Source organism: Cereibacter ovatus (assembly GCF_900207575.1).
Classification (GTDB): domain Bacteria; phylum Pseudomonadota; class Alphaproteobacteria; order Rhodobacterales; family Rhodobacteraceae; genus Cereibacter_A; species Cereibacter_A ovatus.
Genome location: NZ_OAOQ01000020.1, coordinates 53,104 through 64,376, shown reverse-complemented (window position 1 = coordinate 64,376; position 11,273 = coordinate 53,104). Strand labels below are relative to the sequence as shown.

Genomic DNA, 11,273 nt, shown 5'->3' with positions numbered 1-11,273 from the left:
CGATACCTCTCAAAAACGTACAAAACAAAACAACCAAACATAAATCAACGCGGGGTGGAGCAGCCCGGTAGCTCGTCAGGCTCATAACCTGAAGGCCGCAGGTTCAAATCCTGCCCCCGCAACCAAAATTAACACGCGTTATCAAACGCTTAAGCGCCGCCCTCCGGGGCGGCGTTTGTGTTTCCAGCTCCCGTGGAAGCACTGTGGAAGCAAGAGGTGACGTTGCCCCCTCCGGCTAATCCAGTTTGAGGTAGACTCTGGCCCTACCGAAAGGACCAGAGATGAAGCGCAGCAGGTTCACCGAAGACCAGATCATCGGCATTCTGAAAGAGCATGAGGCTGGGGTTTCCGTCGCCGATCTTTGCCGCAAGCATGGCGTCAGCGATGCAACCGTCTACAAATGGAAGGCCAAGTATGGCGGCATGGACGTCAGCGAGGCCAAGCGGCTGAAGGGCCTTGAGGACGAGAACGCGCGCCTGAAACGGCTCCTCGCCGATGCGATGCTCGACAATGCCGCACTGAAGGATCTGCTTGGAAAAAAGTGGTGACGCCCGCCGCGAAGCGGCAAGCGGTTGCGCATCTGGTGGCAAGTCACGAGATGAGCGAACGGCGGGCGTGCCGGGTGATCGGCTGTTGCCGGATGACCATGCGGTATGAGGTGGTCCGCCAAGACGACCCTGTGCTGCGGGAGCGACTGAAAGACTTGGCCAAAGCCCGAAGGCGTTTCGGCTATCGGCGGCTGCATGTGTTCTTGCGGCGTGAGGGCCATGAGGTCAATCACAAGCGCCTGTTCAGGATCTACCGGGAAGAACAGTTGCATGTCCGCCGCCGGGGCGGGCGCAAGCGGGCCATGGGCACACGGGCCCCGATGGTGCTGCCGCTGATGCCGAACCAACGTTGGTCGCTGGATTTTGTCTCGGACCAGCTGACGGATGGCCGCCGGTTCAGGATTTTGACTGTGGTTGATGATTGCACGCGGGAATGCCTCGCCCTTATCGCCGACACCTCACTGTCGGGGGCACGGGTGGCGCGGGAGCTGGCAACACTGTTCGACGCCCGCGGCAAGCCGCAGACAGTGGTCAGCGATAACGGAACAGAGTTCACGTCGAACGCGATCCTGAAGTTCGTGGATGACCGCAAGTTTGACTGGCACTACATCGCGCCCGGAAAGCCGACCCAGAATGCCTTTATCGAGAGCTTCAACGGCCGCTTGCGGGACGAGTTACTGAATGAAACTCTGTTCCCGTCCCTGCACCATGCCCGCGCAACGCTGGCAGCCTGGCGCACGGACTATAACACCGAACGGCCCCACTCCCGCCTCGGCTGGCAGACCCCAGCCGAGTTTGCCCGAACCTTCGCCCCGCAACGGGGCCTGACGCTGCGCAATACGCAAAGCTCCGCGCCAGCCCCCGTTGCCCAACCCGCCCAAATGGGCAAAACTCAGACCCGGAGTCTCGCTCACGCTGGATGAAAGTTGGGGGCAACGTCAGAGGGGACGAAGTCTTTCGTAGTCCCGATTGGCTGTGCAAGCCACGTAAGGCCCCTCTGACTTCGCACAGACCAGAGATTACATGAAGAGGCGGTACGGATAGACGTTGCGCGGCAAGTCAGGAACATTGGCAATCGTCTTCGCGAGCCGTTGCGAATAGCGTATACTAACGGGCACTGGATCATAGAGCGCATCGTTGTTCCAATCCATCTTGGTCAGCGCGAGCGCCTCATGCGCGGTCAATTCAAGTGGGCCGCTTCCGGCATGGCGGATGAGGTGCAGCGGGCGGGGAATGCTCTTCTTTCCTTGATAATAATCGCCCTTAGTCGAGACTCCTGGAGCATTGCCTGCCACCCAGACGAGCGCAGAATTGCCCGAGCGGACTACCATCGTCCCGCGCGGCACAGGAAAGCCCGAAGGTCGAGAAGGAGGTTTTTCGACTCCCGACTTGATCAGCCAGACACCCCGCCAGCAGGATGAAGAACTCACCTCGACGCACTCAATTTCCGGAACTCCGGCCAGCGCGTCGAATGCGCCTTCGATCTCACCGTCCGTGAAGGCTGTCGTCTTGTGAATGACCATGCGCTTGGGCAGATTGCCGGCGTTGCGCCCTTGATAGAGTGCCAGGCTGCGAGAAAGGACAGCCCGCATATCGTCCCGACTGAGAAAGGGGTTTCTGCGCGCTTCGGCAACATCGGCCACTGGATCCTGGGCCTCGAACGCTACGAACTGCATGCCGCCGCCGTCCATGTCGAACACCTGCGAGCAGCAAGTCACATAATGCGCGTCGCGCTGATCACCGCGAAGCGCATAGGCCAGACCGATATAGGCGGTATCGGCCGGCACGCCCTTAAGCGGTGCCAGCTTCCACGGCGTACCCGCCGCTTTCACATATAATGCGGTAGCCAAGCGCCATGCGAGAGAGGCCTTGTGGGTGAAGGTGAACACGCGATCGTTCAGAACTTGGGTCGGAATATTGTATCTGGCGCCTAGCGCCTTCAGCACATCGTGCGCATCGAAGAACTTGGTGCGTGTCGTCGTGTTCCAACTGTCGGGAAAGTGGACGAGGACGACGTCGAACTCGTTGCGGACGGTGTCGAGCTGGCGTAGCGCCGCCTCCATCGCCAGACAGAGGCGGTGCTGTGCGTCGCCGTTACCTGGTAACTCGTCGAGGCGTTCGGGCCATTTAACATGCGCGATAGCGGGCGCCGACTCGAGTGCAACATGAAATAGACGTGCGAAGCCGGGGTATTCTGGCACGTATTCGGAGCGGTCAGACGGTCGATGCACGTCGAGCAGCAGCCGCATCAGGTCACCACGGCGATGGAATGCGCTCTTCGGGCCGACTGTGGCGATGCGCACACGCGACGTATAGCTGCCAAACGATCCCTTCGAGTACGGTCCGAAATTCAGCAGCCCACGCAACGGATGGACGTCGACTTGGGTCACGTCAGATGGCGAGAAGGAGAGGTCCGGCTCGTCCAAAAGGGTGAACGGCGGCAGCTTAGTCAGGGCTGGATTCGCCATCACCTGCTCCTGTCGAAGTAGGTATGATGATGTCCCGGGCGGCTATAGCCCGTGACTGGTGCTACTTTGAACACAGCATCCATCCCGGTGCCTTCTTCAAGTCCGAAGGCATGCCGCGTGGTGCCCCCCGTTTCGGTCAAAAGCTGAGCCCAGGCCCCAATGATCTGGGCCCAGTTCTTGTTGTAGCGCTGCGCCCAGCGTTCGCGACGCCAGTCACCTGCAGGGTCAGCCCCACGCTCGGAGTGCATACCCATCGGATCGTGCTGTTGATCGGCGGCCGAATCCCCGGCAGCAACCTCCGCTGGGATATCGCGCTTTGGTAGCTGGACGAAGGTGTAGGGCTCGAAGCCGCACCACCATCGGCTGTCGACCCGTTCCAGCTTCAGATGGATTCCCTCTTGAAATGGAAAGCCAAGCTTGGGCACCACTCCTGTGAGTTCGGTGCCATAAGCATCGCGAAGCCTAGACAAGGTCTGCTTCTGCCGACGCGTCCGCTCAGGATCATCCCCGTCACGCGGGTTGGCGACAACAAGCGAATGGCCTGAGTGTCTATAGCGTGGAATGAGCGGGCGCTGTCGGGCGAGAGATCTGACGAGCACGTCGTAGAGCAGGCCCATTGCCCAACTGTGTGCGACCGGATCGAGGTCGATCGTACCGGCGGAGGAAGCGCCAAATGAGACCAACGCATCCAGGATCTCCTGATCCCGGCCAAACGCCGCCAACTCGCGGCCAACTGTCGCGATTGCTGCCCGGCAATTCTTCTCCTTAAGCATCTCGCGAACTTCGGGGGATGTTGCCGCCCGATCCAACCGGATGCGCCGTGCGGCCCGCGGCATCGCTTCAATCAGCAAGGCGGAATAGCGCAGAACAGGAAATGGCCGGGCCTCTGCCGTCGGCAGCTGGACAGGCACTAAGCGTGGTGTTAGCCGTCCCTCCATCACGCGATCATAGAGTACCTGGGGCAGTTCTGTCGTCTTGATGATCTCGGCGGCCAGTTCATCGAACGTCGCACATTCGATCACCGCCACGTCGACACCGGCTGCATGAGCCTTGCTGAGGAATTCGGCGACCGCCGGCAACAGGCGCGAGGCTGAAGAAGCAACCCAATAAAGACCGTTCGGAAACGGAGACGGGGCGGCTAGGGCCGTGTTCAATGCCTCCAGGATCGAAGCGTCCCGTCCACTATAGCCCACGAACAGCATTCCGAAACGCTTGGCTGCCTCGACTAGAACATGGCGCATCCGTGCGTCCTGCTGCTCAAGCTCCGATCCCGTATTCTTGATCGCAATCGACTGATAGTCGCCGTGGAGCTTTGCGATCAGTGGCCAGTCGGATTCATCCAGGCAGCGCATCGCACGATCGGCGGAGTCGATCGCTGCCACGGTCGGTCGCCTCTGGTCTCCGATGGGCAGGATCGCGTTTGCCGCGAGAGCCGAGTCCTCCCCAAGCGGGTCGAAGTTCGTCGTGAAGACGCAATTGACCTTGCCTGCCGCCATCAGGCTTCCGAGCACCTTGTGGCCGAAGCATGGCGTGCCCTTGGAGATTGCATCATCGATATACTGTCGGCGATGCCGGGGCTGCGGATAGACCGCCTCGAAGGCTGCGGCATATTCGGTCGGGTCGCCATCTGGTGGCAGCAGCGATGTCTGTCGGAAGAAGGCATCGATCCGTTCGATCCAGATAGGATCTGCTGTGTCGATCTCCCGGCTTGATAGGTTCGTCTCGCGGCAGAAGATCTTTGCTTTGAAATCTCGGATCATTGCATAGCCGGTCGGAATCCCCGAGGCGGCCGATGCGCCAGCGCCCAGGAACCATGACACCAGGTTTGGCCGAAGAGCGAAAGCAGTCGCGAACTGGGCCGCGGTCATGATCGGAACGGAACTGATGGCACTTTTCCTTCAGCGAGAGTTTAGATGGGCGCTACTGCTTGAAGTGGTAGCGTAACTTCTTGATGCGACGATGGTCTAGCCGCAATTATCGAGTGCTTCGTGACGCTGCGAGGAGTTGTCACCACGACGATCGTCTTGGTTTTTGAAAAGGCGATGGGTTGTGCGGCGTGCGGAGCATGGCGCCAATTCCATCGGGGTCTTGTCGCGGTCAATGGTGAGTTGGATGATCAGTAGTGCCGTTCGACAAGGTGATTTTTTGCACACGTCCTTGTCCGGAAACACAAATCCACGTTGACAAACCTGCCCCCCTTGACGCAGATTCAAATCATCGCAGAGGTGCGCCCGGAGAGAGATCTCGCGGGCGCTTTTTCGTTTCTGGAGCCGGGCGGGAACGGCACCACCCATCCTCATATCTCCCGCGCGAACCAGCGGATGCGGCCGATGATGCGGATCTCGTCGGCCGTGCGCTCGTAGGCGGGGTAGAGCGAGTTGTCCGAGATCACCCGCACGGCTGGCGGGTCGCTGTTGGGGATGTGCTCGAGGCGCTTGGCGACCAGGCCCATACCGTCGTCGAGGACGAAGATGCCAGGCGGGCTGGGGAACTGGCGCGTCATGTCGACCAGCACGGCATCGCCGTCCTGCAGCGTGGGGACCATGCTGTCGCCTTCGACATGCATGATCCGGAGCTGTGACGGGCTGGCCTTCAGCTTGTGGCGGATCCACGACTGGCGGAAGTGATAGGCGCGGCCGGGCGTGTCGCCATCCTCGGTAACCACTGCGCCGCCGCCCATGGCGGGGCGGGGCGTGGCATGCGTGATCGCCACGAAGGTATCTTCGGGGGTCTCGGTGAAGGGGGAGGGGCCCTCGATCTCGCCGATGCCGTGGATCAGCCACTCGCGGTCCACCTTCAGTACGCGGGCTACATCGGCCAGCCGGTCGATGCTGGGGCGCGAGGAACGTCCGCGCAGGATGTCATAGACGAAGGAGCGGTTGACCCCGGCCATCTCGGCGACGTGGGCCGGTGCCAGGCCAAGCTGGTCCGAGCGGGCCCGCAGACGGTCGGCTAGGGTGTGATGTTCGGTCATCTTTTCCCCAAGGGGCTGTGGATAGGGTGGGATATGACAGGATTGAATTTGGATCGTCAAGCGGCTAGAACAAAAGCCAAACAGATTGCATTGGAATCGGGGACCCGGATGGAGATCGAGAAGGCGTATTTCACCTTGCCGGAAGTCCTCGCCCGGTGGTCGATGCCCGAGGTCGATCTGGTCTATCTGGCCGAGAACGACCAGCTGCGGCTGTCGGTCCGCATCCTGAACCTGCCCATCGAGTTTGGCGACTACGAGGAAACCGGCGATGGCCGCTGCTTCTCGATCCCCACGGAGCGGTCCTTGTTCAATGGGCTGCTGGACCTGCACGTCCAGGACGTCTTCCAGCTCTTTCGCAAGGGTGAGGTCAGCGTCACCCGCTTCCGGACCGCAAAGGCGGACTATGCCTGTTTCTACGGCTCACGCGAGAGCCTGACGATCCGCAAGCCAGATTTGATGCTAAGGCGCGAAGAACGCGACCGTTTCGAGGCGGCGACAGGCTTCGGCGGTGCCTCGGGCATGAAGACAGCGGGCGAGTTTCACGCCTCTGCCGACTATCAGAGCGTCCGCTGCCATGGCCGGGAGTTCCGGCTGGGTCCGATCCAGGCACAGGTCGTGCGGATCCTGCATGCGGCGGCCAAGCAGGGCGATCCGTGGCAGAGCGGCAAGGCAGTGCTTTCGCAGGCGGGGTCGCGCAGCCTCAAGATGGCCGACGTCTTCAAGTCCAAGAAGGACTGGCCGCTGCTCATCGAGTCGAACGGCCGTGGGGCCTATCGCCTTGCTGGCCTCTGAGTTGGACCCTCCGCGCGTCCCTGTTTGCTTCCCGCTGTGGGATGCACCGGGGGATGGAGGGGGATGGCGATCCCACCGTCATACGTTTCACCCCATGATTGAAATGGTCTGGCTGATCCCCCTCCGTATCCCACTCTGATCCCGACGACATCCCCGCGTCGCGCCGTGCATCTTCCTCCCAACGACACACCGGGAGAGGACGATGCAGACCAGAACCTGCCTGAACCAGACCGAACTTGCAGCACGCTGGAGCATTTCGGCGCGCACCCTTGAACGCTGGCGCTGGACCGGCGAGGGCCCGGCCTTCCTGAAGATCGGCGGCCGGGTGGTCTACCGGCTCGAGGATGTGCTGGCCTATGAGCAGGCCCGCCAGCGGCGAAGCACCGCAGATCGGGGCGCGGCATGATGGCCCGGCATTCCATCCTCCGCGCCACAGGCGTCGTGTCGATCTTCGGCGCGGCCGGACCAGCGCTCGACGAGGTCGGGCTTTCAGCCTGGATCGCGCAGGCCGCTCCCGGCGAGACATTGGTCTACCATCGCGGCTTTCTCGCGGTCGACGCGACCTCCGTCATCTCGAAGCTGCCTGCTGAACAGCAGCGCACCCTGCGCCTCGTGGCATCGGCCGCGCTGCGTGCCGCCGAGCATGGGCTTGTCCACCTCGTGCAGGCCCGGATCGGCCCCGACCAGTTCGCCTACATCGCCGTCGCCCGGGCCAGACCCCGCCAGGCCGGTCCTGCCTTTTCCATGCGCCTGCTCGAGGCCGCCTGACCCTATTCCCCATCACGGAGACCCCTCATGACGTTCCCGCAGAACACCCCCAGCATCGATCAGCTGATCAACCTGCCCGCTGGCGAGATCGCCCAGTTGCCCGTCGAGCTTCTGGCCGCCCTGCAGCGCGAGATCGACGCCACGGCCAAGCAGATGAAGGCCGTCACCGCGCGCTTTTCCACCGCGCTCGAGGTCCGCTATGCCGCCCGCGCCGCCGAGGCTCGCCGAGCTTGCGGCAAGGACACTGGTACCGTGCGCATTGTCGATGGCGATTTCACCGTGGTCGCCGACCTGCCGAAGCGTGTCGAATGGGACCAGGCCAAGCTCGCGGCGATGGTCGAGCGCATCCGCGCTGCAGGCGAGGATCCGGCCGAATACGTCGAGATCAGCTTCAAGGTGCCCGAGCGTGCCTATGTCGCCTGGCCCGAGGCGATCCGCCAGGGCTTCGAGCCCGCCCGCACCGTCAAGACCGGCACGCTGAAAATCGACCTCTTGCCGCAGGAGGATCGCGCGTGAGCCTGCCCATCATCACCGCCGATCAGCGGCTGGCCGAGCCGCGCGGCATCAAGGGCTGCATCTTCGGCAAGTCCGGCATCGGCAAGACCAGCCTGCTGTGGACGCTCGACCCGGCCCGCACGTTGTTCATCGACCTCGAGGCGGGCGATCTGGCCATCGAGGGCTGGCCGGGCGACAGCATCCGACCGCGCACATGGGCGGAATGCCGGGATTTCGCGGTGTTCATCGGCGGCGCAAATCCCAGCCTGCGCGACGAACAACCCTACAGCCCGGCGCACCACGCGGCCGTGTGCCAGAAGTTCGGGGACCCGACTGCCCTCGACCGCTACGACACAATTTTTGTCGACTCGATCACCGTGGCGGGGCGGCTCTGCTTCCAATGGTGCAAGGGCCAGCCCGAGGCGGTGTCGGAGAAGACCGGCAAGCCGGATGTGCGCGGGGCCTACGGGTTGCACGGGCGCGAGATGATCGCCTGGCTGACCCACCTCCAGCACACCCGGGGGCGCAACGTCTGGTTTGTGGGGATCCTCGACGAGAAGTTCGACGACTTCAACCGGCGCGTCTTCCAGCCGCAGATCGACGGATCGAAGACCGGGCTCGAGCTGCCGGGCATCGTCGACGAGGTGATCACCATGGCCGAGTTGAAGGCCGATGGTGGTGATCCCTACCGCGCCTTCGTCTGCCACACCATCAACCCCTGGGGCTTTCCGGCCAAGGATCGTTCCGGTCGCCTCGGCCCCGTGGAAGAACCGCATCTCGGCCGCCTGATGGAGAAGATCCGCGCCCCCGGCACGCCCGCGCCAAGGCGCCTGACCTTCACGCCGCCCGCTGAGGGCGGGGCCGATCACCCCCATCCGCAATCCTGATCCGCAAAGGAGACACCCCCATGGGTTCCTGGAACGACTTCAACGACGCCCAGTCCAACACCAACCTCATCCCCAAGGGTACGCTGGCCAAGGTGCGCCTGACGATCCGCCCCGGCGGTTTCGACGACGCTTCGCAGGGCTGGACCGGGGGCTATGCCACCCGCGGCTCGACCGGTGCGGTGTACCTCAACGGCGAGTTCACCGTCACCGAGGGCCAGTATGCCCGGCGCAAGATCTTCACCCTGATCGGGCTTTACAGCCCGAAGGGACCGGATTGGGCGAACATGGGCCGCAGCATGATCCGCGGCATGCTGAACTCGGCGCGCGGGATTTCCGACAAGGACCAGTCCCCGCAAGCGCAGGCGGCGCGGCGGATCAACGGCCTTGGGGATCTGGACGGGATCGAGTTCCTGGCCCGGATCGATGTCGGCACCGATGCCACCGGTGATGACAAGAACGAAATCCGCAGCGCCGTGACGCCGGACCATCGCGACTATGCCCAGTACATGGGGCTCGCCGCGCAGCCCGGCTACCACCCGCCCGCGCAACCCGCGCCCCCGCCGCCGGTCCAGCAGCAACCTGCATCGCCGGTGCCGGGTCGCCCCTCCTGGGCGCAGTGAGGGCCTGACCCATGCGACTTCGCCCCCGTCAGAGCCTGTTTGTGGAGCGCAGCCTCGCTGCGCTCTGCGATCACGGCAACACCCTCAGCATCGCCTCGACCGGCTTCGGCAAGACCATCGCCCTGTCGGCGGTTGTCGCGAAGTCCCTCGAGGGCGGTGATGCCAAGGCCTGCATCCTGGCCCATCGCGATGAGCTGACCGCGCAGAACCGGGCGAAGTTCGGCCGGGTTGCGCCTGACATCACCACCTCCGTCGTCGATGCCGAGGCCAAGAGCTGGGCAGGGCGGGCGACTTTCGCAATGGTGCCGACGCTGTCGCGGCCGGCCAATCTGGCGGCGATGCCCGCGCTCGACCTCCTGGTCATCGACGAGGCGCATCATGCGGTCGCCGACAGTTATCGCCGGATCATCGATCATATCCGGGGCACGAACCCCGACTGCCGGATCTTCGGCGTCACGGCCACGCCCAACCGGGGCGACCGCAAAGGGCTACGCGAGATCTTCGACAATGTGGGCGACCAGGTGCGGCTGAGTGAACTGATCGCTTCCGGTCACCTTGTCCCACCCCGCACCTTCGTCATCGACGTGGGCGTGCAGGAGCAGCTGCGCGCCGTGCGCAAGAGCGCTGCCGATTACGACATGACCGAGGTTGCGCAGATCATGAACCGCGCGCCGGTGACGGATGAGGTCGTCAGGCACTGGCAGGAAAAGGCGAGCGAGCGGCCGACCGTAGTCTTCTGTTCCACCGTCGCCCATGCCGAAAACGTCGCCGCCGCCTTCAACGGCGCAGGTGTTTCGGCGGCTGTCATCCATGGTGATCTCGATGCTGGTACGCGCCGCCGGATCCTTGCAGCTTATGCCTCGGGCGAAATCCGCGTCATCGTCAACGTGGCGGTGCTGACCGAGGGCTGGGACCATCCGCCCACCTCCTGCGTCGTGCTGCTGCGGCCGAGTTCCTACAAATCGACCATGATCCAGATGGTTGGGCGTGGCCTGCGCACAGTGGATCCCGAGGAACACCCCGGTGTCGTGAAGACTGACTGCATCGTGCTGGATTTCGGGACATCGAGCCTGATCCACGGCACGCTGGAACAGGATGTCGATCTGGACGGCAAAACCGAGACAGGTGAAGCGCCGACGAAGACCTGCCCGGCCTGCGAGGCGGAAATCCCACTTGCCGCCATGGAATGCCCGCTCTGCGGCGAGGTGTTCGCCCGCGACGTCGAGGAGCCGGGTGAAGGCCAGGATGCCGTCCCGCTCTCGGGTTTCATCATGTCCGAGATCGACCTTCTTAAGCGGTCAAGTTTCGCATGGGTCGATCTCTTCGGCGATGACGCCGCGTTGATGGCCAACGGCTTCAATGCCTGGGGCGGGATCTTCTTCCTCGAGGGCCGCTGGCACGCTGTTGGTGGCGCGAAGGGCCGCGCGCCCCGGCTTCTGGGCGTGGGCGAGCGGACGGTCTGCCTCGCGCAGGCCGATGACTGGCTGAACGAATACGAGACCGACGAGAGCGCCTTCAAATCGAAGGGCTGGCTGAAGCAGGCCGCCACCGAAAAGCAGCTGCAATACCTGCCGCCCGAGTTCCGTCAGGACTATGGCCTGACCCGCTATCGCGCCTCGGCGCTGATGACCTTCGGCTTCAACAAGCGCGAAATCCGCCAGCTTGTCGGCCGCGCCAGCCCCGGCATCGGGGTGGCGGCGTGAATCATGCTGCGCATAGTG

Annotated in this window: 11 protein-coding genes and 1 tRNA gene; 9 read left to right on the top strand and 3 right to left on the bottom strand. The window is 63.2% G+C overall.

What is annotated here, in order from left to right; translation table 11 throughout:
* The first annotated feature begins 48 nt into the window (after positions 1 to 48).
* Together CRO07_RS15710 and CRO07_RS15705 are read left to right on the top strand one after the other, a co-directional pair.
* A tRNA-Met gene (locus tag CRO07_RS15710) sits at positions 49 to 125 on the top strand.
* Positions 126 to 281: 156 nt separating this feature from the next.
* Positions 282 to 1,471 (top strand): IS3 family transposase gene (locus tag CRO07_RS15705; protein WP_097031606.1). Its coding sequence is split into 2 segments (ribosomal slippage): positions 282 to 540 and positions 540 to 1,471, totalling 1,191 coding nucleotides; the frame shifts between segments, so codons are not numbered across the junction.
* 96 nt (positions 1,472 to 1,567) lie between these two features.
* Here the strand turns inward: CRO07_RS15705 and CRO07_RS15700 are convergent.
* From CRO07_RS15700 to CRO07_RS15690, 3 genes are all read right to left on the bottom strand, one after another.
* Positions 1,568 to 3,016 carry an argonaute/piwi family protein gene (locus CRO07_RS15700; RefSeq protein ID WP_097031605.1) on the bottom strand — a complete coding sequence of 483 codons (1,449 nt, stop codon included), beginning with the start codon at positions 3,014 to 3,016 and terminating at the stop codon, positions 1,568 to 1,570.
* Complete coding sequence (locus CRO07_RS15695; protein ID WP_204840032.1) at positions 3,016 to 4,884, bottom strand: SIR2 family protein; 1,869 nt, start codon at positions 4,882 to 4,884, stop codon at positions 3,016 to 3,018. The genes CRO07_RS15700 and CRO07_RS15695 overlap by 1 nt, the downstream gene beginning before the upstream one ends.
* A 428-nt stretch (positions 4,885 to 5,312) precedes the next feature.
* Positions 5,313 to 5,990 (bottom strand): LexA family transcriptional regulator, encoded by a 678-nt coding sequence (locus CRO07_RS15690; RefSeq protein ID WP_097031604.1) that lies wholly within the window; start codon positions 5,988 to 5,990, stop codon positions 5,313 to 5,315.
* Positions 5,991 to 6,098: 108 nt separating this feature from the next.
* Here CRO07_RS15690 and CRO07_RS15685 point away from each other — a divergent pair, with 108 nt between their 5' ends.
* The 7 genes from CRO07_RS15685 (at position 6,099) to CRO07_RS15655 (ending at position 11,255) form a co-directional block, all read left to right on the top strand.
* On the top strand, positions 6,099 to 6,782 hold the full coding sequence (locus CRO07_RS15685; protein WP_176504597.1) for a hypothetical protein: 684 nt from the start codon (positions 6,099 to 6,101) through the stop codon (positions 6,780 to 6,782).
* Between the two features lie 202 nt (positions 6,783 to 6,984).
* The gene (locus CRO07_RS15680; RefSeq protein WP_071166986.1) at positions 6,985 to 7,188 is read left to right on the top strand and encodes a helix-turn-helix transcriptional regulator; all 204 of its coding nucleotides are present in this window, start codon (positions 6,985 to 6,987) and stop codon (positions 7,186 to 7,188) included.
* Positions 7,188 to 7,550 carry a hypothetical protein gene (locus CRO07_RS15675; protein WP_097031610.1) on the top strand — a complete coding sequence of 121 codons (363 nt, stop codon included), beginning with the start codon at positions 7,188 to 7,190 and terminating at the stop codon, positions 7,548 to 7,550. Before CRO07_RS15680 ends, CRO07_RS15675 begins: the two co-directional genes overlap by 1 nt.
* Positions 7,551 to 7,577: 27 nt before the next feature.
* Complete coding sequence (locus CRO07_RS15670) at positions 7,578 to 8,066, top strand: hypothetical protein (RefSeq protein WP_097031602.1); 489 nt, start codon at positions 7,578 to 7,580, stop codon at positions 8,064 to 8,066.
* The gene (locus CRO07_RS15665; protein WP_097031601.1) at positions 8,063 to 8,932 is read left to right on the top strand and encodes an ATP-binding protein; all 870 of its coding nucleotides are present in this window, start codon (positions 8,063 to 8,065) and stop codon (positions 8,930 to 8,932) included. Before CRO07_RS15670 ends, CRO07_RS15665 begins: the two co-directional genes overlap by 4 nt.
* A gap of 20 nt (positions 8,933 to 8,952) precedes the next feature.
* Positions 8,953 to 9,552 carry a hypothetical protein gene (locus CRO07_RS15660; RefSeq protein WP_097031600.1) on the top strand — a complete coding sequence of 200 codons (600 nt, stop codon included), beginning with the start codon at positions 8,953 to 8,955 and terminating at the stop codon, positions 9,550 to 9,552.
* Positions 9,553 to 9,563: 11 nt separating this feature from the next.
* Positions 9,564 to 11,255: a DEAD/DEAH box helicase gene (locus CRO07_RS15655; protein WP_097031599.1), complete on the top strand. Its 1,692-nt coding sequence runs from the start codon at positions 9,564 to 9,566 to the stop codon at positions 11,253 to 11,255.
* Positions 11,256 to 11,273: the final 18 nt, after the last annotated feature.

Bases quoted from the DNA above. Each gene is read 5' to 3' on its own strand.
- CRO07_RS15700 (WP_097031605.1), bottom strand. From the start codon at position 3,016: ATGGCGAATCCAGCCCTGACTAAGCTGCCGCCGTTCACCCTTTTGGAC.
- CRO07_RS15695 (WP_204840032.1), bottom strand. From the start codon at position 4,884: ATGACCGCGGCCCAGTTCGCGACTGCTTTCGCTCTTCGGCCAAACCTG.
- CRO07_RS15690 (WP_097031604.1), bottom strand. From the start codon at position 5,990: ATGACCGAACATCACACCCTAGCCGACCGTCTGCGGGCCCGCTCGGAC.
- CRO07_RS15685 (WP_176504597.1), top strand. From the start codon at position 6,099: ATGGAGATCGAGAAGGCGTATTTCACCTTGCCGGAAGTCCTCGCCCGG.
- CRO07_RS15680 (WP_071166986.1), top strand. From the start codon at position 6,985: ATGCAGACCAGAACCTGCCTGAACCAGACCGAACTTGCAGCACGCTGG.
- CRO07_RS15675 (WP_097031610.1), top strand. From the start codon at position 7,188: ATGGCCCGGCATTCCATCCTCCGCGCCACAGGCGTCGTGTCGATCTTC.
- CRO07_RS15670 (WP_097031602.1), top strand. From the start codon at position 7,578: ATGACGTTCCCGCAGAACACCCCCAGCATCGATCAGCTGATCAACCTG.
- CRO07_RS15660 (WP_097031600.1), top strand. From the start codon at position 8,953: ATGGGTTCCTGGAACGACTTCAACGACGCCCAGTCCAACACCAACCTC.
- CRO07_RS15655 (WP_097031599.1), top strand. From the start codon at position 9,564: ATGCGACTTCGCCCCCGTCAGAGCCTGTTTGTGGAGCGCAGCCTCGCT.